The following is a 23,454-nucleotide window of genomic DNA, read 5'->3' as shown; positions in this document are numbered from 1 at the left end:
CATGTTTGATAGGGTCTTTATATGCTGAGGAGTTTGTGCTCTCTTACCGGGTGCAAACGCATAATGGCATCGCCACAAACGAGGCGTTTGGCTTGAGCCGGGCACTTAAAAAACACCCCTATAACGCCAGCTACACCTGCGATATACCCGTGAATGAGCCCAAATTAAGCCCCCCCCAACAGCCCTATTTGCTCGACATTCTGCTGAAAAGCTACCAAAATGCGGTGGTGGATTGTCTGTATAAGGGCGAGGTTTGGGTTAGGGCCAGCGGGTTTAACAGCCAATTACAAAACCAAAACCAAGCCAGCCTAGACATACACGCCCCAGCCAGCGTCCATTTAGAGGGGGGGTTGTTGGTGCTAGAAATTTACGAGAAGGGAGAGAAATGAAAATCGCCATTGTAGAAGACGACATCAACATGCGTAAGAGTTTGGAGCTCTTTTTTAGTGATCACGAGGATTTAGAAGTGGTCGCCTTTAAAAGCCCTAAAGACGCATTAAAAGCCATAGACGAAAGCTTTGAGCTCATCATTACAGACATCAACATGCCCCAAATGGACGGGTTGGAGTTTTTACGCAAACTAGAAGGGCGTTTTGAAGCGATTGTCATCACGGGCAACGCCACGCTCAATAAAGCCATCGAGTCGATCCGCTTGGGGGTGAAGGACTTTTTTCAAAAGCCCTTCAAGCCTGAATTGCTTTTAGAATCGATTTATCGCAGCAAGAAAGTCCTAGAGTTTCACAAAATCCACCCCGTGAATAAATCTTGCAAAAAAGAGTTTTTCATCGCCACTTCGCAAGCCCTAGAGGCGGTGAAAAAACAAGCCCTAAAGGCGGCCATCACCGATGCGAGCGTGTTTTTACAAGGCCCTAGCGGGGTGGGTAAAGAGGTCTTTGCCCACTTTATCCACGAGAACTCCAAGCGCAAGGGCGCGCCCTTTGTGGCGATCAACATGGCCGCGATCCCCGAGCATTTGCTAGAGTCCGAGCTCTTTGGGTTTGAAAAGGGGGCTTTCACGGATGCCACCAGTGCTAAAGCGGGCTTGTTTGAGAGTGCACACAAGGGGAGCGTGTTTTTAGATGAAATTAGCGAAATGACTTTAAAGTTACAAAGTAAGTTGCTTCGGGCAATCCAAGAAAAGGAAATCGTGCGGCTAGGCAGCCACAAGCCCATTAAAATCGATGTTCGCTTTATCTCTGCCACCAACACGCAAATTTTAGAGAAAATCCAAGTCAAAGAGTTTAGAGAAGATTTATTCTTTAGGCTCAACACCATACCGCTAAAAATTCCCCCCTTAAAAGAGCGCAAAGAGGAGATTTTGCCCCTAGCTGAGTGGAAGTTACAAGAAGTGCTGTGTACCTATGATTTGGGGCAAAAGTGCTTTAGCGAGCAGGCCAAAGAGTGCCTTTTAAATTACACATGGCATGGCAATGTGCGGGAGTTGCTCTCAGTCGTGGAGCGCGCGGCGATCTTAAGCGAGGGAGCGCAAATCAGCGAAAAGGATTTATTCTTAGAGAGGAGTTAATGTTTTTATGCTAAGGTGAAAGCTCATTTTGATTTTAAGGAGAAAAAATGGAATTTGTTACTTTGAATAACCAAGTCAAAATGCCCCTTTTGGGGATCGGGGTGTTTCAGCTCCAAGATTGCGAAAAATTAATGCTCGAGGCGATTGAGAGTGGGTATCGCTTGTTTGACACCGCCCAAATGTATGGCAATGAGGCAGGCGTGGGGCAGGCAGTGAAAAAAACCAGCGTCCTTCGTGAAGAGTTGTTTATCACCACCAAAGTGTGGTTTAGCAATGCCGGGGAGCAAAAAGCTAAGGCATCTGTGGAAAAATCCTTGCAAAAAATGCAATTAGATTATTTGGATTTGGTGTTGATCCACCAGCCCTTTAACGACTACTACGGCACTTATAGGGCTTTAGAATCTCTGCATAAAGAGGGTAAAATCCGCTCCATTGGGGTGAGTAACTTCTATCCGGGCCGCCTAGCCGACATTGCCACCTTTAGCGAAATTGTCCCTGCTGTCAATCAAATTGAGGTCAATCCCTTTTTTCAACGCCACCAAGACCAAGAAAACATGCAAAAATACAAAGTCCAGCCCCAAGCGTGGGCGCCTTTTGCTGAGGGGCAAAAGGACATTTTCAAGCACCCCGTGCTCCAAGAGATCGCTAGAAAGCACCACAAAAGCATCGCCCAAGTGATCTTGCGTTGGATCACCCAAAGGGGCATTTCTGCTTTATTCACTTCAAGCAAGAAAGAAAGGGTTGTGGAAAATGGAAAAATCTTTGATTTTCGCCTCGATCAAGAGGACTTAGACAAAATCGCCACAATGGACACAAGGCAGAGCGTGTTTTTCGACCACAGAGACCCTAGCGGACTAGAATACTTGGGGACCATCCCCTTTAACGCTTAAGAAAGGCAGTCTATGATTTACAAAAACGCTTTAGACTTGATTGGCAACACCCCCATTTTAAAAACCAGCAAGCTGTTAGAAGAGGGGGCAGGGGATTTGTATGTCAAATTAGAGAAGTTTAACCCCGGGGGGAGTGTGAAAGATCGGGCAGCATTAGGGATGATCGAGCAGGCAGAGAAAAGCGGTCGGCTCACTCCGGGCACAACCATAGTCGAGCCCACGAGTGGAAATACGGGGATCGCCCTAGCCCTGATTGGCTTACTCAAAGGTTATAAGGTCATCATCGTCATGCCAGACACCATGAGCATAGAGCGGCGCGAGCTCATTAAGGCTTATGGAGCTGAGTTGGTGCTGACCCCGGGGTCTTTAGGCACAAAAGGGGCGATCGACAAAGCCCTAGAGATCGGGGCAGCCCCCGGGCATTTTATCCCCCAACAATTTGAAAATCCGGCTAACCCTGATAAGCATTACAGCACCACAGCTGAGGAGATTTTACGGGATTTGCCCCAAGTGGATGCCCTAGTGCTAGGCGTGGGCACGGGGGGGACAATTGCGGGTGTGGGGCGCAAATTTAAAGAGAGTGGGCACAAGGCGCAGATCATCGCCGTTGAGCCGGCACAATCGCCCATTTTGAGCGGAGGGCAGCATAGCCCTCATAAGATACAGGGCATTGGTGTGGGCTTTGTCCCGGGCAATTACGACAAAAGCGTGGTGGATGCGGTCATTGCTGTAGATGAGAAAGACGCAATCCACACGGCACAGCTTTTCGGGCAGAAAGAGGGGATTTTAGTCGGCATTTCTTCAGGGGCGGCGATTTTTGCGGGCATGCAGGTGGCGCGCAAACTAGGCAAGGGCAAAATGGTTTTGACCCTTGCAGCTGATGGGGGAGAAAAATACATCTCCACCGGACTTTACAATGATGGATCTCATTTATAGCCTAGAGCGTGCTTTAGCACAAGACCCGGCGGCACGCAATAAATTGGAGGTGTTGTTGCTTTATCCGGGCGTGCATGCCTTGATTTTGCACCGCCTTGCCCACGCCTTGCACCAAAGGCATTTTTATTTTCTTGCCCGTGCACTCTCGCAATTTAGCCGCTTTTTGACCGGGATTGAGATTCACCCGGGGGCAAAGATTGGGCGGGGGTTGTTCATCGACCATGGCATGGGCGTGGTGATTGGCGAAACCACGCAAATTGGCGATGATGTTACGATTTACCATGGCGTAACTTTAGGTGGCACGGGCAAACTTAAGGGCAAAAGACACCCGACTTTAGGCAACCGGGTGGTTGTGGGCGCAGGGGCAAAGGTGCTAGGGGCGATCACCATTGGCGATGATGTGAAAATCGGGGCAAACGCAGTGGTGCTCGCCGACTTGCCCAGCGGTTCTGTGGCGGTGGGCACAAAAGCTAAAACCATTTTCAAGGAAACTAATGGCTGAAGAATTGACCCAATTTGTGCGCTGTGCGGGTTGAGCGGCTAAGGTGGGTCTGGAGGACCTGAAACGAATCACGGCTAAGCTCAAACAACCCCGCTTTGAGGGTGTTCTCTTAGATTTTAGGGACAAGGATGATTGCGGAGCAATAGAAGTGGGTGGCTCTACGCTCGTGCAAAGTGTGGATGTAATTCCCCCTGTGGTAGATGACCCCTACATTTACGGGCAGATCGCCACAGCCAACGCCCTGAGTGATGTTTTTGCCAAAGGGGCTAGGGCAATCAGTGCGCTCAGTATCCTAGCGTGGGATCAAGAGCATGTGAGCGCTAAGAGCGTGCAGGCGGTTTTGCAAGGTGCGTTGGATAAGCTGAATGAGTGTGCTTGCGCGCTCTTGGGGGGACATAGTTTGAGTGATGTGGAACAAAAATTTGGCTTGAGTGTTACGGGGCTTGTGGAGAAATCCTTGTGGCCCAAGAGGGGGGCGTGCGTGGGCGATGTGCTGATCCTTACAAAGCCTTTAGGCAGTGGGATTCTCACCACTGCCCTAAAGCGCAAGATTTTAAAAGAAGCCCCCCACGCCCTAGAGAGCATGGCAAGCTTAAATTTAAAAGCCATGCGGGTTTTGCAAGACTTCAGCGTGCATGCTTGCACGGATGTTACAGGCTTTGGGCTTGTGGGGCATTTGGCAGAAATGCTAACCCCCGGTATTTCCTTTGAAATAGACACCGCACAAGTCCCGCTTTTGGAGGGGGCATTAAAGTTTGCCAAAGAGGGGGTGTATCCTGGGGGTAGTGTGGCAAATAAAAAAGCCCTGCAGGGGCAGGTGTTAAGCCAAACAAACCTACCCGACATTCTCTTCTATGATGCGCAAACCTCGGGGGGCTTGCTTGTGGCTTTGGAAACTAGAGAGGGGGCAGAATGCGTTAAGATCCTGCAAGATCAAGGCGTGGAGGCGCAGACGATCGGGCGGTGTACACTTGGCAGGCAAAAGATCGCCCTACTCTAAACCACTCCCAAGCCCAGTGGGAGTTCACTCCCCCTAGCCCTTAATCCTTTGTAATTTGTCTTCGTAGCGCTTAATAGAGGTGAGAGTGTTGTTGTGTGTGCGTCTAAATTTTTCAAAAGACTCACGGATGGATTGCATGCCGATTTTGCACTGTTTGGACAAGGAGCGCAAGCGCATGTAAACATCACCAAGCGGTTTATAAGCTTTATAGCGGTTCATAAAGAAAGTGTGCCGTTCTAAAACATCCCTACATCCATAAAGCTTCTTTTTACTTTCTCTTAAGTAAGTGGCGTAAGCCGCCTCTTGGCGCATATATTCTTGTTTAAGCTGGTTAAATTCGTGACTCGGATCTGGATTGATTTGTTTTTGTTTCATATTTATCCTTTATTAATAAAATTGGACCTCATTCTAAGCTTATCTTGCTTAATAAACTTTTAAAGACCTCAACTTGGGGATTTTATCCATAAAAAACCACACAGATTCAGTTAATATTCTCCAAGAGCACCTTTTGTTGGATAATGGAGGTGTCGGCTAAAGAGGCTTGTAACAAAGTGTTGGAAGCCGTCATCTCTAAAATTTTGTCAAAGCTGTAGCGGCGGTGGTTGTAGACAATGATGGTGATCGTGTCGCCCTGTTGCAAAAAATGCTCTTGGGCAAAGGGCATGTAGGGCGTGGCCCCGATGGCGATCAAGAGTTTAGAGGGGTAGTTGTGCGCTCTTAGGATTTCTTGTAGGTCCTCTAAAACTCCCGTGTCTCTTTGGGTGTTCAACATTTCCACGATCCAATCCATGAGTTTGTCGTAAAAATACTCATATTTGACGAGTTTAGAGTTCTCCCCATAGACATGGGTTTGCCCTTCTCTAGTTAAAAACGAGGCGATGGAGAAGTCGTTACACACGCCTCCATAGACAAAGCGGTCAATGGGCAACTTCGCCCCCATGCCCTTAGAAGCCCTAGAAAAATTCTTTTTAGCCGACAGCCTTTTGGCGGGGAAGTTGCGGATCGAGCCATCGTTGAACGCCATGAAGTAGTGGGGGGTGATGCTCTCCACCAAGTGCTTGTCATTGTAGGTGATTTCACACTCTAGGGCGATCTCTGGCTCGGCTTGGGCGCGCAAACTCAAATCATCGGGCAAGACCATGACTTCATTGTCCATGCAATCACGCCCTAAATAGCTCGGATCGTTGGGCAAATAAAAAGGAAAAAGCCCTTTAGGTGCGTCTTTCTCTATATGTTTCATGTTGATAAAGCTGTGTGCTTCGCCTGCTTGCTCTAAATGCTTTGCAAAGTTACCCACAACCCCTAAACCGATAAAGTCTTGCATCCTTTCTCCCTTTGATTTAAGTTAAAAATAAATAGCTCTGCGCCTTTTCTCTCTCAAGGGGGCTAAGGCTAAAGGCTTCATCCCCCACCTGCACGCCATAATCCCGACCACTCTCACTTTTAGCATAACTGAGCACAATCTGTGCAGCTAATTTTTTCTCCTCACGGCTTGCGCTCTTCTCCACAAGTCCTAAGGGACCCTTGCAATCGAGCAACTCGATTTTTTCCATTAGAGGGTGCGGGGCTTCAAGTTTGGCATTTTCTAGCTCATTGCGCGCTACAATCACTCGGGTATTCCCCACGACCATATAACGCCCCACCTTGACAAGCACATTGTCCTGCACCACCATCTCCTGCTGTGTGCGCTGGCGGTGGGCTTGCAAGTCTTTAAGCTTGCGGCTCACGCCCAGATCAGTGAGCAAGCACCCCCCGCTAGGGTTTTCATAGTGCTCAAGCCCAAGCTCTTTGACTTTTTCTAATTGCATGCTGCGCCCCCGCCCTTGCACACTTAAGAGTTTCGCTCTATCCACCCACCCCTGTTTTTCAGCAAAACTAGGTTCTAAAAGCTGTGCGCTCATAGGTCTTAACAACAACTCGTCTAAGGTCTTGGGTTTGCTGTGGTCATCACCTCTGCGATCTAACAAGCCATCAAAGCAACTTTCAACCCCAAAACCACGCACTAATTTTTTTACTTGATCCATCGCTTCGCGCCTTTGGCTCTTGGGGCGCTGGCCTAGCACCTCCCCGCTGATGACAAAGTCCGCCTTGAGTTCTAAAAGCTTGTAAAAGGCTTGGCGGAACATATTGGCGTGGCAATCGATGCAGGGGTTAAAATACTTGCCATAGCCGTATTGGGGCTGAAACAAGACATGGTTAAAAAACTGCTCTTGGATGTCGCATAAAAGCAATTTTGCACCCACTTGCGCGCTGGCTTTCTTTAAGTACTCTCTCTTGTCCTTATTGCCTCCAAACCCGATGTTAAAATGTAGGGCAATGACTTCAACCCCTTGTGAGGCGACAAGGTGCATGGACAGCAAGCTGTCTAACCCTCCGCTAAACAACGCTAAGGCTCTCATACTTTGACTAGTTCTCCTTGGTTGGATTGGTGTAACTTCGTCCGCCACAAAGCAAGCATTTCTAGCCTTTGGCTCAATTCTAGACCGGGAAGGTAGTTGATTTGCTCTAATTGTGCGGCGCAGTGGCGTTTAATAAATAGGACTAAATGTGCCTTAAAATCTTTGTCTGGAGGGGTGGCCATAGGCAACCTCTCGTCTAGCTTAATGGCGGCAATTTGCGCATCTTCGGGCTGGGCGTTGCACAAAAGTAAAAAGGCGTGGGCGCAGTGTTTAAAGACTTGGGGGGTGCTGATGTAGACCTTTGCCTGCCTAAGTAACTCGGGGTAGAGCGCCATGTATTTGATCAACAACTCTTCTAAGGGGTCGCTGATGGGGCGTTGGGCTAGGGGCTGGGGTTTTGGGTTTGGGGATTTAGGCTTTTGGGGGCTAAAAAAGCGCAAAGAGGTTTGCAACAGGCTAGCCGCCATGGGCTTGTAGTCTTCTTGCACCACGGGGGGTAGGCTATGTAAAAAGGCTTGGACTTGCTCAAAGGCTTGCTTTTTTTGCAAAGGGTCATTCAAATTGCAATCCTTGGTGAGCCCCTGCAACACAAACTCAATGAAGGGGATGGGGCGGGCTAAAAGAGTTTTAAGCTCCTCTATCTGCCCTTGTAAAACCATGTCGGCGGGATCAAGCGGAGGGGTTAAAAGCACCACACCCCCACTTTTGAGCTCCTTGGCTAAAAGCTGGCTTGCCTTAAACGCTGCTGTGCGCCCTGCTTTGTCGCCATCATAAAGCAAAATGACAGAAGGCTCGCCCCGACCTAAGACTGGCAAATGCTCAGGGGTTAAAGCTGTGCCTAGCGTGGCAACCGCCGTATTAAACCCGGCTTGGTGCAGTAAAATCACATCTAAATAGCCTTCTGTCAAAATGAGTTGCTTAGTTTTTAGGATATTTTGGCGGGCTTGGAAGTAGCCATAGAGCAATTTAGATTTATTAAACAGCGCGCTTTGGGGGGAGTTGATGTACTTAGCCACCTGTGCGTTTTCTTGCAACACCCGCCCCCCAAAGCCCACAATCTTGCCATTAGGGTTGTGTATGGCAAACATGAGACGGTTAGCAAAGCGCACAAAGGTTTTTTGCTGGTCGTCCTGACCCAAAACCCCCAAATCCAACAGCGTTTTGGTGTCTAATTTATGTGCTTGGATATAGCCAAACACGCTTGAAGGCACACAAAAGCCCAAAGAAAAATCCTTTAAACTTTGTGGGCTTACCCCCCTTTGCTCTAAATACTCAAGTGCATGGGGGGTCTTACCTAGCTGGGCTTGGTAGCACTGGGCGATTTGCTCTAAAAGGTCTGTGCGGGTTGTGGGCTCTTTGGCGTGGGTGAATTGCAAGGGGAAGTTAAACATGCCCGCTAACTTTTGCGCCGCTGTGGGAAAATCCACCTTTTCATATTCCATGATAAAGGTAAAGGCGTTGCCCCCCTTAGAACAACCATAACAACGGAAGGAATTGCGTTGTGGGCTAACGATGAAACTTGGGGTCTTTTCGTCGTGGAAGGGACAGATTGCTTGGTAATTGCTCCCCACTTTTTTAAGTGTGATGTAGCTTTGCACCACCTCCACGATGTCGGCGACTTGTTTGAGTTGTTCTAAGGACTCTTGCGTGATCATGTTTAAGAATTTAGCATAGGTAACTTTGATTTTGCCTAAAGGCGTATACAGGGCGGCTTAGTCCAAAACTTTATAATTTTAGTAATAAATAACTTTAGCCATTTACTATAAAGTTTATTTAGTTGAATATTTTAATCCTGCCCTAAGCCTTGACTTACGCACAATTTTTCGCTAAAATCGTGGCGCTTAAATTTTTTAAGTGCTAATTTTCGTAAATTGAGGAGACCCTATGTTTAAACCATTAGGTGAAAGAGTGCTGGTTGAAAGACTAGAGGAAGAAAAGAAAACCGCTTCAGGGATCATCATCCCCGACAACGCCAAAGAAAAACCCCAAATGGGCGTGGTGAAAGCCGTGAGCCATAAAATCAGTGAGGGCTGTAAATGCCTAAAAGAGGGCGATGTGATCGCTTTTGGCAAATATAAAGGCACTGAAATCGTCTTGGGCGGTAAGGAGTTCATGGTTTTAGAACTTGAAGATGTTTTGGGCGTGGTAGATTCTTGCTGCCACGGACATGGGCACGAAAAAGATAAAGACGGACACAAACACGAGGGCAACTGCTGCCACAACCACTAAGAAAAGCACAACATAAAAATTTGACAAAGGAAAACAAAAATGGCAACCAAAGAAATTAAATTTGCAGACACCGCACGCAATAAGCTCTTTGAAGGCGTGAAACAACTCCACGACACCGTGAAAGTTACTATGGGGCCTAGAGGGCGCAATGTGTTGATCCAAAAAAGCTACGGCGCACCTAGCATCACCAAAGACGGCGTGAGCGTGGCTAAAGAAATCGAGCTTTCTTGCCCTGTCGCTAACATGGGCGCACAGCTTGTCAAAGAAGTGGCGAGCAAAACCGCCGATGCCGCCGGCGATGGCACCACCACCGCCACCGTTTTAGCCTACAGCATTTTTAAAGAGGGCTTACGCAACATTACAGCGGGGGCTAACCCCATTGAAATCAAAAGGGGCATGGATAAAGCCAGTGAGGCGATCATTGCCGAGCTTAAAAAAGCGAGCAAAAAGGTGGGCGGTAAAGAGGAAATCACCCAAGTCGCCACCATCTCCGCTAACTCCGATGAAAAAATCGGGAAGTTGATCGCCGATGCGATGGAAAAAGTCGGCAAAGACGGCGTGATCACCGTTGAAGAGGCTAAAGGGATCGAGGACGAATTAGATGTGGTGGAGGGCATGCAATTTGATCGCGGCTATCTCTCCCCCTACTTCGTTACCAACGCTGAGAAAATGACAACCCAGCTAGAAAACAGCTACATTTTACTCACCGATAAAAAAATCTCTAGCATGAAAGACATTTTGCCCTTGCTTGAGCGCACCATGAAAGAGGGCAAACCCCTTTTAATCATCGCTGAGGACATTGAGGGCGAGGCTCTCACAACTTTGGTGGTGAATAAACTTAGGGGTGTGCTGAATGTCGCCGCTGTGAAAGCCCCCGGCTTTGGCGATCGCCGTAAAGAAATGCTGAAAGACATCGCGATTTTGACCGGCGGACAAGTGATCTCTGAGGAACTTGGCAAAACCCTAGAAAACGCCGATGTGAGCGATCTAGGCGTGGCTGCTAGGATTGTGATCGACAAAGACAACACTACAATCGTAGATGGCAAGGGTAAAGCCCACGATGTGAAAGATCGCATCGCCCAAATCAAAACCCAAATCGAAGCCACCACCAGCGATTACGATAAAGAAAAACTCCAAGAACGCCTAGCAAAACTCAGCGGCGGCGTGGCTGTGATCAAAGTCGGGGCGGCTTCTGAAGTGGAAATGAAAGAAAAGAAAGATCGCGTAGATGACGCTTTGTCTGCCACTAAAGCCGCTGTGGAAGAGGGCATTGTGATCGGTGGGGGGGCAGCTTTGATCCGTGCCGCCCAAAAAGTGCATTTGAACCTAGAGGGCGATGAAAAAGTGGGCTATGAAATCATCATGCGCGCGATTAAAGCCCCCTAGCGCAAATCGCCGCCAATGCGGGCTACGATCGCGGCGTGGTGGTGAATGAAGTGGAAAAACACAAAGAAGCGCATTTTGGCTTTAACGCGAGCAATGGCGAATATGTGGATATGTTTAAGGCAGGGATCATTGATCCGCTTAAAGTGGCGCGCATCGCCTTACAAAACGCCGTGTCCGTCTCTAGCTTACTACTCACCACAGAAGCCACCGTGCATGAAGTGAAAGAAGACAAACCTGCTCCTGCCATGCCCGACATGGGAGGCATGGGAGGCATGGGAGGCATGGGAGGCATGATGTAGCCCTTGCCTTTGCTTTTTTAAAGGGGGGCTTGGAGGGGGCGATTCATACAAGAGTCTTTTTAATCTTCTTAATCTTTCTTAGTCATCTTCTTAGTGCTTTGTTAATCTCTTCATGTTACTCTCAGCAACTCGATCAAAAATAAAGGTGTTGCATGTCTTTTGTGTGTTTCGCTTGTGGGTTTAAAAACCCTGGTGGGGATTTGTTGTTTTGTTTAGAGTGTGGCGCGCTGGGGGGGGTGAATACCAAAACCACGAAAACCTCAAGCAAACCCAAGCAAAAGTCCAAAAATTTTTAAAAGAGTGCCAAAAGGCGAGGGCGGATGTGCAGGTGCGTGCTCCGCTTGAGGGCTTGCAGGGGGTGTTTGAGCAAGCGGTGCAAAACCGCAATTTTTTAAAAGTCTTGCAGGGCTATATACCAGAAAACGCCCAAGAGTTGCAGGGCTTTCTCGATCAAATCGAGCAGTTTTTAAAACGCGATGCGGGTTTTCAAATCGCCTTTGTGGGCACGATCAAGGCGGGTAAATCTACTTTGATTAATGCCATGCTCCAAAAGGATTACGCTAGCGTGGATGTCAATCCCGAAACTGCTGTACTCACCAAGTTTAAATACGGCTCTAAGCCTCTAACCACGATCAGATTTTACAGCGTAGCGGAGTGGGCACGGCTTTTAAAGAGTGCAACGGATAGTGGGGGCAAATTCTTCAAAGAATACCAGCAATCTAAAGCCGAGCAAGAAAAAGACAAGTGGCTAGGGATGTCTGCCATCAGCGAGCCCTTGAGTAAAGAGTGCTTGGCTAAATACACTTCATCCAGATCGCCCGTGCATTATTTTGTCAAAGAGGTGCTTATTGAGTTCCCCGAGTTCCCCTATGAAAAAAACATCGTTTTCGTGGATACCCCGGGCTTGAATGACCCCGTTGCTTACCGCTCCAATGTTACACGCGACTACATCCAAAACGCTAATGTGGTGTTGATGTGCGTGGAGTGCAAGAATTTACAGGGGCAGGAATTAGACACCATTTTTAGGATTTTTGACAACACTTGCGGACACCCCGAAAAAGTCTATACACTCGGCACGCATTACGACATTTTAAACAACCCTGCTAAAGACTGGGAGAAAATCAAAGCCAAATGGACGGAGTGGCTGACAACCGATCACACAGGCAGGGGCAAAACGGGTTATAACCCCAAGCTTGCCCAGCAAAACATCATCCATGTTTCGGGGCATTTGTCTTTGCTTTGCACTTTAGCCAAACAGGGGGCTTTAAGCACAGAGGAGGAAAAACAACTTAAAAAGCTGTGTTATGGCTTCTTTGAAAGCGATAAAATCGCCCCCCACCTCAAAGAATTGCAAAAAATCTCCAATGTGGAGGCGATCCACCAGAGGATTAAAGAGGATGTGCTGGATAGTGCCCAACAAGAAATCTTAGAGGACACTCGCAGAAGTTATGCCGTCATCCAACAAGAAATGAAGCATTATTTTGGCAACCACGCTAAGAGTTTGGGTGAGAGTTACGCCAGTGTGCGAGGAGACACAGCCCAAATCAACGCCAAGCTAGAGCAGGACAGACATAAGTTAGAGGAATTAGAAAAATCCAAGCAGGAGTTTGAATCCTTGATCGCGGATTTTGATGCGGAATCTAAGAGTGTCTTAGACAATCTGGACGCTGAAATCGATAAAATCATTAAAGAAAGTGGGGTGTGAAATGGGATTTTGGGGAAGTCTTTGGAGTGGGGTTAAGAGTGTGGCTAGTGCCGTAGGTGGGGCGATTGCAAGTGCTGGAAGGGCGATTGTTAGTGGCGTGAAAAATCTTTTTAGCTCCAGCAAAGACACCGCTAGAGAAGTGGGCGCAATGCCCTCTTATTCAGTCGGCAGTGCAAGCGCACAAGAAACCATCGACCTTAATCAGGTGTTGGCAGAGTTTAAAGCAAAGGCTAGAGAAATGGCAGCAGAGCCACAAGAATCTCTAAGGCAAGAGTGTATCGCCGTCTTCGATCGCCTCGTAGAAGAGGTGGAAAAAATGGGGGCACATTGCAATTTGCAGTCTTTGCGCCAAAACATCCGCAACCGCCAAAAATCCATTTTTGGGCGCATTAAGGGGTTTCACGAAAAGCTTTATACAAAAATCAGCCTAGATAACACAGAATGCCAAACAATTTGTGCCTTCAATCCGGGCAAAGAGAAAGAAAACAGGATGTATCAATTCATCAACCAAGCCATCCAAGATGCCCTAAGGGACTTCAAAAAAGAGATTAGGGACAAGGTGCAAGAGGCGATCGACAGTGTGAAAGAGAAGCTACAAGACCAATTAGACAAAGAAAATAGCCTTCTTAAACACAGCCAAGAAGCGTTAAAAGACATCCAAGAGGCGAGCGACATCAACCAAAAAGAGCAAAAGCAATTAGATTTGGCGTTTGCGTTTTTCAGTGCTGCCTATGCTAGCCAGCAACTCGGGTAGCGTGAGGTTTAAATGGCAACTCAAGAGCAACTCCGTTGGCAACTTTGCAACCAGTTAGAAAATCTCCTAAAAGCCAAGTGGCACACAAGGGTTTTGGCTTTTTTTGATGGGCTTGCACTAGAAGTGTTGCGCAAACATTTTAGTGCTTTCGATCGCTTGTTGGCGGGTGTGGATAAGGAGAGTGCTTTATACAAAGACATTCATCGCCAACAAGTGACGATTTTTAAGCACATCCGCCATTTTTATGAAACCTTGCACGCCCAAGTTAGTCTAGATAATCCCAAATACCAAGAAATTTTTACTTTGAGTCCCGCGCGTGAAAAGGAGGATCAAATGCGACAACACCTTGCCCAAGTACTCAAAGACTCTTTGAGAAAATTTAAAGAGAATATGCGTCAATCGATCGCAGAGGTGCAAACAGCATTAAAAAACCGCCTCAATCCAAAGAGCGGGCAATGTTTGCTCGCACCCTGTCCTAAACGCATATTAGAGATTCAACTAGGAGAGAGGCAAAGAAGAGAGTCTAAGTTAGCCTTTAAACACTTTATCGCCACTTATGGCGTATGGTTGCTCCAAGAAAAACCTAAACCAAAAAAGGCACATAATGCACCACTTTATCTTAAACAGCGTCAAGGCGGATTTTTACACTTTCAAGGGCAAACACTACGAAAGATTGGGGCTAAAAGAGCCAAAAGACAATGAGGAAAGGCAATTATTACAGATCGCAAAGCGTTACCAAAACAACATCCGCCAAATTGAGGCACGCATGCAACACTATTTAGAATCCAAGCTTAAAAGTTACACACATTTACGCTTTGACACCCTTAAGGACGCAGAGATCACGCTCAATTTAGATTTTCAAGTTTTCATCAACCGCCATAGCGACCTTGCGACCACCCATCTTTACTATGTGTTCCGCGCCGTGTTTAAACGATTTGCCGCCTACAAGGTCAAGCAACTCTTAGAAAAAATCCACTCCAAGCTCTTAATGCGTAAAATCAAAGCTAACCATCTGTGGCTAAAACACGCATGCCCTCTCTCTTTTTAAAGAGTTGCTTTATTTTCAGGCTTTCAAAAGTTTTTAAAACCCACACCCAAGATAGGGCAACAACGAGATTTAGAAAGGGGGAGATTAAAACGGGGGTGTGGTGCTAAGGTTTTTAGACACAAAGACCGGCGCACTTGATCTTTAAGCCTTTCCGTAATAGCACGGGTATTTTAATCATAGTTTTTAAAAGAATTGATGCTAGATTATTTTATATCGTAGGAGGTTGACCCCTCCATGTATACCAAATATGGACTTGCCCGCTTATTTACAAGAAGTTATCCAAACTTTGCCTGAAAATGCAAGGATTCCTGATTTTGGTTGTGGATTTGGGCAGTTTTTAAGTGCGCTTAAATGGGTAGGGGTTAATGGGGATTTTGAGCTTCTTGGTCTAGACATCAATGAACGGGCTGTGGCGCATGTGTAGAGTTTAGGCATTGATGCCATGTTGTGCCCAAATTTCTTAGAGTATAAGCCTGAAAAACGCTTCGATCTTGTGATCCTCTCCTATGTGTTGGAGCGCTTAAACAAGGACAAATCATCCTCGCTTTGATACATCTTAAAGCACATTGTTTAAGCCCACAAGGCAAGATTTTGGGAGGCCATCACTTGCATCCAATGTGCCATTGTCATCGCAGAGTTTAACGCTCTATTTGGTCTAGAATTATGTGTGGCGTGTCCTATCGACCCGATTTTGGGCGTTTCAAAACACACTACAGCGGATTGTATTTTGGTGCAAGTATTAAAGCGTTGATTGCTTTAGGGCAACAAAAAGGTTACCAATTTGTGGGGTGCGACAAACGGGGAACAAGTGTGTTTTTTATCCACAATCCTTTAGCCTCTAAACCAAATTTAAAATTACGCTCTTACAAGATATTGCTATGGTCACTATTACCGCCAAAGCTGCGATCAAGCCGGAGTAAGCACCTTGTTAAACGGCAATGCTCGCTTTGAGCTCATTAAACATTTACCCTTACATGCCTAGAGTTCCCAAACTAACCCTTTTGATTTTTAAGTCCTACTATGTAATAGTGTGGGTAAAGGATAGCCCATGCAAAACTACACCCACCTACACCTGCACACCGAATATTCTCTGCTCGATGGCGCAAATAAAATCAAGGTTTTAGTCAAAAAGATCAAAGAGCTGGGCATGACCAGTGTGAGCATGACCGATCATGGCAACATGTTTGGTGCGATCGACTTTTACACTTGCATGAAAAAAGAGGGGATCAAGCCCATCATTGGCATTGAAACCTACCTACACAACGCCGAAAAGTTAAACGACAAACAATCCCGCCAGCGCTTCCACTTGTGCCTATACGCCAAAGATTTAGAGGGCTACCAAAATCTCATGTATTTGAGCTCTCAAGCTTTTTTAGAGGGGTTTTACTACTACCCCCGTATCAATAAGAAAATCTTAAGAGAAAGAGCTAGGGGGCTGATTTGCTCGAGTGCATGCTTACAAGGCGAGATCAACTGGCATTTAAACAACCAAAACCCCCGTAACAAAAAATTCGGTGCAAAGGGCTATGAGGAGGCTAAACGCATTGCCCTAGAATACCAAGACATTTTCGGGGACGATTTTTATATGGAGATCATGCGCCATGGCATTGCCGACCAACTCGCCATTGACGAACAGGTGATTAGGCTCTCCAAAGAAACGGGCATTAAGCTTATCGCCACCAACGACACCCACTACACCAACAAAGAGGACGCCAGTGCGCAAGAAGTTGCTATGTGTGTGGCGATGGGCAAGACCCTAAATGACACCGAACGACTCAAACACTCCGTGCATGAGTTTTACATTAAAACCCCCGAAGAAATGGCTAGGCTCTTTGCCGACATCCCCGAAGCCCTCGCACACACGCAAGAGATCGCCGACAAATGCCATTTAGAGATCGATCTTAAGAACGACACCAACCCCCCCACCCCCCCCCGCTTTAAATTCACCAAAGAATACGCCCAAAACGAAGGATTAGACTTTGAGGACGATAAAGCCTACTTCGCCCACAAGGCAAGAGAGGGGCTTAAAAAACGCCTAGAGATCGTAGAACCTAGCTTGCACGCCAAATACACAGAACGGCTAGAATACGAGATCAAAACCATCAGCGACATGAAGTTTGCAGGCTACATGCTGATTGTGTGGGATTTTATCCGCCACGCCAGAGAGAGCAATATCCCTGTGGGTCCGGGGCGTGGGAGTGCGGCGGGCAGTTTGGTCGCCTTTTGTTTGCAAATCACGGACATTGATCCACTCAAATACGATTTACTCTTTGAGCGGTTCTTAAACCCCGAGCGGGTGAGCATGCCCGATATTGATACCGACTTTTGCCAAAGGCGGCGGGGCGAAATGTTGGATTACATGATCGCCAAATACGGCAAATACAATGTCGCCCAAGTGATCACCTTTAATAAAATGCTGGCTAAGGGGGTGATCCGCGATGTCGCAAGGGTGCTAGACATGCCCTACAAACAAGCCGATGAAATGGCAAAGCTGATCCCTAATCGCTTAGGTATTAGCTTGCAAGAAGCCTTCGAGCTAGAGCCTAAAATCCAAGCCTTGATCGAGAGGAACCCCCTTGCCAAGCAGGTTTGGGATTTTTCCTTGCGTTTGGAAAATTTGAATCGCTCGGCAGGCAAGCACGCCGCCGCGTTGGTGGTGGATAGCGAAAGGGAGCTTTGGTATAAATCCCCCCTTTACACGAGTGAGCGCACAGGTGGCATTGTAACGCAATATTCCATGAAATACCTAGAGGCGATCGACTTAATCAAGTTTGACTTTTTGGGGCTAAAGACGCTCACGGTGATCCACGATGCCCTAAAGGTCATTGAAAAATACAGCCACAAAAAGATCGACTTTTTGAGTGTGGATATGGACGATCCGAAAGTCTATGCCACGATCCAAGAGGGCAACACGGTGGGGATCTTCCAAATCGAGTCGGGCATGTTCCAAACCTTAAACAAACGGCTACGCCCTTCTAGTTTTGAAGACATCATTGCGATCATTGCGCTGGGTCGCCCCGGTCCTATGGAGTCTGGCATGGTCGATGACTTTGTCAACCGCAAACATGGCAGTGCCCCGATCACCTACATGTTTGACGCACTAGAGCCCATTTTACGCCCCACTTACGGCACGATCGTGTATCAAGAGCAAGTCATGCAAATCGTGCAAACCATTGCGGGCTTTTCTTTGGGGGAGGCGGATTTGATCCGCCGGGCGATGGGTAAGAAGGATGCACAAATCATGGCGGACAATAAAGCCAAATTCGTGCAAGGGGCGATCAAAAATAATTTTGACAGCCAAAAGGCGGGCGAGTTGTTTGATTTGATTGTGAAATTTGCCGGCTATGGGTTCAACAAGTCCCACTCCGCCGCCTATGCCATGCTTACCTTCCAAACCGCCTATTTAAAAACCCACTACAAGCACGAGTTCATGGCGGCGATGCTTAGCAGCGAATGCCGCCACATTGAATCGGTGGCTTACTATGTGGAAGAGGCGAGCTCTATGGGGATCAAAGTGGAACGCCCCCATGTCAATACCTCCGATGTGCAATTCAAAGTAGAGGATCAAAAGGGCGAAAAAGTCATTGTCTTTGGGCTGGAGGCGATCAAGGGGGCGGGCGAGGGGCCACTAGGCACTTTGGTGGAGATCCGCGAAAAACATGGCAATTTTACGAGTTTAGAGGATTTGATTAGCAAAATCGACTTTTCAAAGTTTAGCAAACGCATTTTAGAGCCCTTGGTGAAATCAGGCAGCTTAGACGGGCTGGGCTACAACCGCCGCACCATGCTAGAAAACTTAGACGCGATTTGCGATGAGGGGCGTAGGAAGGATAAGAGCAACGCGCAGATGAGCGTGGGGTTGTTTGCCAACATGTCTAGCGAACAGCTAGAAAAGGCACATTTAGACTTGGTGGAGTTGCCCGAATACGATGCCAGCACGCTGTTAAACTACGAATACGAATGCATGGGGCTTTACTTCTCAGGCCACCCTTTAGACGCATTCAAAGACGAGATTAAAGGCCTTAAAAATGTGGCTAAGAGCGTGGATATTGCACGCATGGAGATCGGCGCATCAGCGGTGTTTATCGGCAAGGTTTTAGATGTCAAGCGTAAAATAGGCAAGAACAGTGGCAAGCCCTATGGCGAGGCGGCGATCGTGGATTTCTCAGGCCGCTTTGAGCTCATGCTGTTTGAAAAACAACTAAATGCCCTAGATCAACTGGATACAGAATTGCCCCTAGCCTTTAAATGCAAGATCGAGGAGCAAGAGGAAGTCGCCCGCTTGCGTCTTTTGGAGATCGACACCTTTGAAAATATCAAAAAAGCCAAAATCCCAAGAGTACGCTACAAAGTCCAAAAAGAGGACACGGAGGACACACAGCCCGTAGATATTGTCAAGGATTTTAGCGACAACCCGAGCTCTTGCGTGATCGGGCATCAAGACGAGCAGCACATCCCCCTATCCATCGTGCTAGACACAAGCGTGTCTTTAGATTTGTTTTCTAAGCTCAAAGAGGCGGCCGCAAGCCACAAGGGCAACCGCGCCCTCTCTGTGGTCTTTTACGAACAAAACAAACGCCTGCGCTTCAACACCGCCTTTAAAGTCAACACCACGATTAAAGAAAATTTTAAAACCTACCAATGGCTGGATAATTAATGCGTTTAAACCAATTCTTAGCCCACAATATCCCCTGCTCGCGCCGGGCTGCCGACGCGCTCATTGCTGAAGGGCGGGTTAAGGTCAAGCACACCAAAGCCACCTTCACCACACCCTTTAGCCCCAAAGATAAAATCTTTGTGGATGGCAAGTTGCTCAGGCCAAAAAAGCACGAGCATTTCAGCGTGATTGTCTATCACAAGCCCAAGGGCGAGCTGGTGAGCCACAAGGACGATCGGGGACGCAAGGCCATTTTTGACAGCTTAGATAAAAAGTTTCAACACTTCACCCCCATAGGGCGTTTGGACTATGCGTCTATGGGGCTCTTGCTCTTAAGCGATAGTAAAAAAGTCGTGGATACCTTGATGCATAGTCGCTTGGAGCGTACCTATTTGGTGAAAATCGATGGGAGCGTGACGCAAGCCATGCTTGATGCCTTTGAAAATGGCTTAGAAACCACCAGCAAAGAAGGGGCGCATGAAAAAAGTCGCATAGAGAGCATCCACATTGCCCCCATGCAGGCGATGGTGCTTAAAAGCAGCCGCAATTACTCTAAGCTTAAGCTCACCTTGCAAGAGGGGCAAAATAGAGAATTACGCCGCTTTTTCGGACATTTTAAGCGAGAAGTGCTAGACTTAAAGCGGGTTAGCTTTGGTTTCGTGTCTTTAAACGCTCTGCCTGTAGGTAAAACCCGCTATTTAAATGCGAAAGAGTATAAGCATTTACACGCCTTTTTAAACCAACTAGGAGAAGAAAATGGATAAAACATTGTTGTTTAGCCCTTGGAAAATCAAGGATTTGGAGCTCAAAAACCGCGTGGTGATGGCACCGATGGATCAATACAGCGCCGTGGATGGCTACACCAACGAGTGGCACACGCACCACTATGTCAGCCGTGCTATTGGGCAAGTGGGCTTGATTATTTTTGAAGTGGCGGCGGTGAGTGCGAAGGGGCGGATCGATCCGGGGGATTTAGGCATTTATGAAGACGGGCACATTGAAGGTTTGGCTAAGATTGTGGCTGAGTGCCACAAATACGGCTCTAAAGTGGCTTTGCAGATTGGGCACGCAGGCAGAAGGGGGCAGCTCAAAGACACTCCGCTTTTAGCCCCCACAGCTTTGCGTTTTAACGAGCAATACGCCACACCTAAAGAAATGGATACCAACGACATTAAGCAAGTCATTTTAGAGTTTAAACAAGCGGGTTTAAGAGCCAAACAAGCGGGCTTTGATGCGTTAGAAATCCACGCCGCCCATGGCTATTTACTCAGCAGCTTTTTATCCCCCCTAACTAACCAAAGAAGCGATGCCTATGGCAAAAATAGGGCATTGATTTTACAAGAAATCTTAGAGAACCTAAGAGAGACTATGGACTTGCCCCTCATTGTGCGCGTGTCTGCCACCGACTACCATAAACAGGGCAATACTCCAGAGAAAATGGCTGAGCTTTTAGAGCCCTTAAGCCCCCTTTATGATGCCCTCAATGTCAGCAGTGGGGGCGTGGTGCAAGCCCCACCTAAGAATTATAGAGCCACTTCAGGCAAGGCCACCGAAGAAACCAGCATTAAAGTCTATCCGGGCTATCAAATCCCCTATGCGTTGGTGCTCAAAGAAGCCTTGGATAAACCCACAATCGGGGGCGGGCTCTTAGAAGAGCCCAAAATGGCACAAAGATTAGTGGGTAGTCAAGTTGTGGATGCGATCTATTTGGCTAGGGCTTTGCTCAAAAACCCCTTTTGGTGTTTTAATGCGGCCATGAGCTTAGGGCAAGAGATTGAAATCCCCAAACCTTACGCTAGGATGGTGTATTTGTAGTCTGTTTAGGGTTTTTAAGAATGCTTATATGTGTTTTCCATGCCTTGCCTAGCTAAGTCAATGGTTGTTTATTTTGTAAATAAAATTTATGGGGGAAATAAATCGAGTTTATTTGGTTAGAAAATATAAAACTACACTTGTATATACTCATATACGCAAGTGTACATAAGCGAATAATTAAGGAAAATGGGTTCTGTTCATTTTTGTTTTTTGTTAAAGATAGCAAGGGCTCTAGTCTTGTGGGTAGCTTGTGTACCTCAGAAGTGATCGATGGTGTAGTCTAGTTGTATTAAGAGCTTTTGGTGGTCATCGGGGTGCTGCAATAAATGGGCTCTGTGCTTCGGGGATTTTATCTAAGTTCGTTTAATTTACACCCACCTTTCAAACCCATTTATTTTTTCATCTATCAAAATCCATTTGCCCCCATAGTTTTGGTATAAGTGTTGCAATTTTATCCTTGTTGAGATTAAAGGATTTTTCTAATTCTTGCGACTCTAACACTACTTGACACACATACTTCCACACAGCTCTCTCAATAAATGCCCTCACAAAAGCCTTTTCTTGCCACACTATGTATTTCTCTAAGATTGTTGTTTGCACTGGATCTTGGGGTTTGGAGACTGGGTCTTGTTGCTGGGGTGTAGTGAGCTTGGCTATGGGTTGTTGCTGTGATTTAAGGGCATCTAATTCTTGTTGGCATTGTCTGTTGGGCTAATCTGTTGTCGTTTTTACCGCTTGTTATATCACTTCCTCTTAGTCTTTTTCCAAGGTTTGGAGTTCTAGGGTCTTGGTGAGTTCATCACTCATGCGTTCTAGGTCGCCTCGTAAAGTTTTGATTGTGTGCTCTTGGCCGACAACTTGGGCTTCGAGCTCATCGTAAGTGGGGGTTTGGGTCGTGTAGGATTGTAGTTGCTATTTGAGTGTCCCCATTGTCTTTTTACAAACTTTCAAAATACCTTAGCAACTCTTTAACACCGCCAAACTCTATATCCCTGGTTTTCTCAGCGTTACATAGTCATCTTGTTTACAGATTTTTGGGACACCTAATGTTTCACATAGCGCATTAGTTGCTTTGAAGCCTTAGCTTGTGCCTCTGTAATTTGTTTAGTATCTTGGGGTTTGAGGGATTTACCCGTATTGGTGTTTATGGTTCTACAAGTTCTTCTAAGGTGTTCTTGGCTTCTTGGAGTTTTGAAGTCAATGCTATTTCTCGTTGTCTCACTCAGTTTAGGCGGTCTTAAGGATGTTGATCTGTGTTGTGAGAGCTTGTTGGTCTTGCTTTTCTGTTGAGAGCCGTGCATTGTTTTTAGCTTGTTCTTGCAAAGCTACCCCCTTTATACCCCTCTCCCCGTGCCTCAGCAACTTTTTATTGAGCTCATCTATGGATACATAGCTCCCTTGGGATTGATTGCTGTGGTTTAGTCTTGGAGTTCTTGGATTGTGCTGTTTTTTCTTTGTTAGCTTTTATCCAAAACCCCACTTCACACTGTAATGCGGCTATATAGCCTTCAGCAAGTTCAAACTGCCTTAATAATCCACTCTTGCCCCCAAAAATATTTCTCCCCGCACGCCACAAAGTTTCCGCAAACCCAAGAGATCAAGCAAGAGTCTGAGTAAGAAAACGATATATTTAAGGATTTGAGAGGTGCGAGCTGTTTGAGAATAAATAGTAAAGAGTATGTTCTTACATTTTTGGTTGGCTTACTGATCTTTGGCCATGGTTGCTTATCGGGTTTTTTAGTCTCTCTTTCAAAATAGGATTCAACCACAACCCAAGTTAAGCTAAGGGTTATTTGTAACATCAAAGAAATCTACAATACTTTTCTTTTTAAATAAATCTTTGTTTAAGCCATTTGGTGAGTCAGATTATTGAACTCCAAACTAGCGTTCTGTCCAACAATACTGTCCTTGTAAGCATGATCTGCCAGAGAGATTAAGACCTATAACATTTAGACAGTAAATGTGTAACTACTTGAATTAAGAGTATATCAAGAGCATATTAATTCAATATATAGTATTACAAGTCTTTCCTTAGAACAGTTCAATCGGTCTATTAAAGTATATACGGTGCGGCACTGTATTGTGGTGACTTGGAGCAGTAAAATTTACATGCTCTCCTTTAAACAAAGCAAGGAGTCTTGGGGGAGTGGTTTTTAATCAATAGAAAATAAACGGCAGAAGGACAAAGGGGTTATTTTATAAATTATATTATTTTGAAAAAACTAAAGACTAACCTTACTAGCTAAAGTTCACTTTTATCTAAGGTATTTTAAAAGTTTTAATATCCTCGTTCATACTTAAACGATAAG

The 23,454-nt window shown here is 46.5% G+C and carries 19 protein-coding genes and 1 pseudogene; 16 read left to right on the top strand and 4 right to left on the bottom strand.

Going from position 1 to position 23,454, the window contains the following annotated elements:
• Positions 1-35: 35 nt before the first annotated feature.
• Genes K6J74_RS07230 through selD form a run of 6 tightly spaced genes read left to right on the top strand, consistent with a single transcriptional unit; the run spans position 36 to position 4,853 of the window.
• Positions 36-389 (top strand): hypothetical protein, encoded by a 354-nt coding sequence (locus tag K6J74_RS07230; protein WP_260321583.1) that lies wholly within the window; start codon positions 36-38, stop codon positions 387-389.
• Complete coding sequence (locus tag K6J74_RS07225; RefSeq protein ID WP_221271753.1) at positions 386-1,525, top strand: sigma-54-dependent transcriptional regulator; 1,140 nt, start codon at positions 386-388, stop codon at positions 1,523-1,525. Before K6J74_RS07230 ends, K6J74_RS07225 begins: the two co-directional genes overlap by 4 nt.
• Positions 1,526-1,572: 47 nt before the next feature.
• A complete protein-coding gene (locus K6J74_RS07220; protein WP_221271752.1) occupies positions 1,573-2,415 on the top strand; it encodes an aldo/keto reductase in 843 nt (280 codons plus the stop codon).
• A 12-nt stretch (positions 2,416-2,427) separates the two neighbouring features.
• The gene (gene cysK, locus K6J74_RS07215) at positions 2,428-3,351 is read left to right on the top strand and encodes a cysteine synthase A (protein WP_221271750.1); all 924 of its coding nucleotides are present in this window, start codon (positions 2,428-2,430) and stop codon (positions 3,349-3,351) included.
• Complete coding sequence (gene epsC, locus K6J74_RS07210; protein ID WP_221271748.1) at positions 3,332-3,853, top strand: serine O-acetyltransferase EpsC; 522 nt, start codon at positions 3,332-3,334, stop codon at positions 3,851-3,853. Before cysK ends, epsC begins: the two co-directional genes overlap by 20 nt.
• Before the next feature lie 43 nt (positions 3,854-3,896).
• Complete coding sequence (selD, locus tag K6J74_RS07205) at positions 3,897-4,853, top strand: selenide, water dikinase SelD (protein ID WP_221271747.1); 957 nt, start codon at positions 3,897-3,899, stop codon at positions 4,851-4,853.
• 33 nt (positions 4,854-4,886) lie between these two features.
• On the opposite strand, the gene K6J74_RS07200 is transcribed toward selD, so the two are convergent.
• The 4 genes from K6J74_RS07200 to dnaG all read right to left on the bottom strand — a co-directional run bounded on the left by K6J74_RS07200 (position 4,887) and on the right by dnaG (position 8,907).
• On the bottom strand, positions 4,887-5,228 hold the full coding sequence (locus tag K6J74_RS07200; protein WP_221271745.1) for a serine protease: 342 nt from the start codon (positions 5,226-5,228) through the stop codon (positions 4,887-4,889).
• A gap of 106 nt (positions 5,229-5,334) precedes the next feature.
• Positions 5,335-6,177, bottom strand: coding sequence for a DUF5718 family protein (locus tag K6J74_RS07195; protein WP_221271743.1), 843 nt, complete (start codon positions 6,175-6,177; stop codon positions 5,335-5,337).
• Positions 6,178-6,193: 16 nt separating this feature from the next.
• Positions 6,194-7,252 (bottom strand): 7-cyano-7-deazaguanine synthase, encoded by a 1,059-nt coding sequence (locus K6J74_RS07190; RefSeq protein ID WP_221271741.1) that lies wholly within the window; start codon positions 7,250-7,252, stop codon positions 6,194-6,196.
• Positions 7,249-8,907, bottom strand: coding sequence for a DNA primase (gene dnaG, locus K6J74_RS07185; protein ID WP_221271740.1), 1,659 nt, complete (start codon positions 8,905-8,907; stop codon positions 7,249-7,251). The genes K6J74_RS07190 and dnaG overlap by 4 nt, the downstream gene beginning before the upstream one ends.
• A 229-nt stretch (positions 8,908-9,136) precedes the next feature.
• Here dnaG and groES point away from each other — a divergent pair, with 229 nt between their 5' ends.
• The 10 genes and pseudogenes from groES (at position 9,137) to K6J74_RS07135 (ending at position 21,145) form a co-directional block, all read left to right on the top strand.
• Complete coding sequence (gene groES, locus K6J74_RS07180; protein WP_221271738.1) at positions 9,137-9,481, top strand: co-chaperone GroES; 345 nt, start codon at positions 9,137-9,139, stop codon at positions 9,479-9,481.
• Between the two features lie 39 nt (positions 9,482-9,520).
• Positions 9,521-11,166: pseudogene (gene groL, locus K6J74_RS07175) on the top strand (chaperonin GroEL).
• Between the two features lie 217 nt (positions 11,167-11,383).
• Complete coding sequence (locus K6J74_RS07170) at positions 11,384-12,871, top strand: dynamin family protein (RefSeq protein WP_260321731.1); 1,488 nt, start codon at positions 11,384-11,386, stop codon at positions 12,869-12,871.
• Position 12,872: 1 nt separating this feature from the next.
• A complete protein-coding gene (locus tag K6J74_RS07165; RefSeq protein WP_221271734.1) occupies positions 12,873-13,625 on the top strand; it encodes a hypothetical protein in 753 nt (250 codons plus the stop codon).
• Between the two features lie 12 nt (positions 13,626-13,637).
• Positions 13,638-14,327 carry a hypothetical protein gene (locus K6J74_RS07160; RefSeq protein ID WP_221271732.1) on the top strand — a complete coding sequence of 230 codons (690 nt, stop codon included), beginning with the start codon at positions 13,638-13,640 and terminating at the stop codon, positions 14,325-14,327.
• A complete protein-coding gene (locus K6J74_RS07155; RefSeq protein ID WP_260321582.1) occupies positions 14,299-14,673 on the top strand; it encodes a hypothetical protein in 375 nt (124 codons plus the stop codon). The genes K6J74_RS07160 and K6J74_RS07155 overlap by 29 nt, the downstream gene beginning before the upstream one ends.
• 253 nt (positions 14,674-14,926) lie before the next feature.
• A complete protein-coding gene (locus K6J74_RS07150; RefSeq protein ID WP_221271727.1) occupies positions 14,927-15,097 on the top strand; it encodes a class I SAM-dependent methyltransferase in 171 nt (56 codons plus the stop codon).
• Positions 15,098-15,721: 624 nt separating this feature from the next.
• Positions 15,722-19,330 carry a DNA polymerase III subunit alpha gene (dnaE, locus tag K6J74_RS07145; RefSeq protein WP_221271725.1) on the top strand — a complete coding sequence of 1,203 codons (3,609 nt, stop codon included), beginning with the start codon at positions 15,722-15,724 and terminating at the stop codon, positions 19,328-19,330.
• Entirely contained in the window at positions 19,330-20,094 is a 765-nt protein-coding gene (locus K6J74_RS07140) for a pseudouridine synthase (RefSeq protein ID WP_221271723.1), read from the top strand. Before dnaE ends, K6J74_RS07140 begins: the two co-directional genes overlap by 1 nt.
• Positions 20,087-21,145: an oxidoreductase gene (locus K6J74_RS07135; RefSeq protein WP_221271721.1), complete on the top strand. Its 1,059-nt coding sequence runs from the start codon at positions 20,087-20,089 to the stop codon at positions 21,143-21,145. Before K6J74_RS07140 ends, K6J74_RS07135 begins: the two co-directional genes overlap by 8 nt.
• Positions 21,146-23,454 lie beyond the last annotated feature (2,309 nt).

It is taken from the genome of Helicobacter sp. NHP19-012, assembly GCF_019703325.1.
Classification (GTDB): Bacteria; Campylobacterota; Campylobacteria; order Campylobacterales; family Helicobacteraceae; genus Helicobacter; species Helicobacter gastrofelis.
This window is presented reverse-complemented; position numbering and strand designations above follow the sequence as displayed.

Bases quoted from the DNA above. Each gene is read 5' to 3' on its own strand.
- groES (WP_221271738.1), top strand. From the start codon at position 9,137: ATGTTTAAACCATTAGGTGAAAGAGTGCTGGTTGAAAGACTAGAGGAA.
- K6J74_RS07190 (WP_221271741.1), bottom strand. From the start codon at position 7,252: ATGAGAGCCTTAGCGTTGTTTAGCGGAGGGTTAGACAGCTTGCTGTCC.
- K6J74_RS07200 (WP_221271745.1), bottom strand. From the start codon at position 5,228: ATGAAACAAAAACAAATCAATCCAGATCCGAGTCACGAATTTAACCAG.
- K6J74_RS07195 (WP_221271743.1), bottom strand. From the start codon at position 6,177: ATGCAAGACTTTATCGGTTTAGGGGTTGTGGGTAACTTTGCAAAGCAT.
- K6J74_RS07135 (WP_221271721.1), top strand. From the start codon at position 20,087: ATGGATAAAACATTGTTGTTTAGCCCTTGGAAAATCAAGGATTTGGAG.
- K6J74_RS07140 (WP_221271723.1), top strand. From the start codon at position 19,330: ATGCGTTTAAACCAATTCTTAGCCCACAATATCCCCTGCTCGCGCCGG.
- cysK (WP_221271750.1), top strand. From the start codon at position 2,428: ATGATTTACAAAAACGCTTTAGACTTGATTGGCAACACCCCCATTTTA.
- K6J74_RS07220 (WP_221271752.1), top strand. From the start codon at position 1,573: ATGGAATTTGTTACTTTGAATAACCAAGTCAAAATGCCCCTTTTGGGG.
- K6J74_RS07165 (WP_221271734.1), top strand. From the start codon at position 12,873: ATGGGATTTTGGGGAAGTCTTTGGAGTGGGGTTAAGAGTGTGGCTAGT.
- epsC (WP_221271748.1), top strand. From the start codon at position 3,332: ATGATGGATCTCATTTATAGCCTAGAGCGTGCTTTAGCACAAGACCCG.
- K6J74_RS07160 (WP_221271732.1), top strand. From the start codon at position 13,638: ATGGCAACTCAAGAGCAACTCCGTTGGCAACTTTGCAACCAGTTAGAA.
- dnaE (WP_221271725.1), top strand. From the start codon at position 15,722: ATGCAAAACTACACCCACCTACACCTGCACACCGAATATTCTCTGCTC.
- dnaG (WP_221271740.1), bottom strand. From the start codon at position 8,907: ATGATCACGCAAGAGTCCTTAGAACAACTCAAACAAGTCGCCGACATC.
- K6J74_RS07225 (WP_221271753.1), top strand. From the start codon at position 386: ATGAAAATCGCCATTGTAGAAGACGACATCAACATGCGTAAGAGTTTG.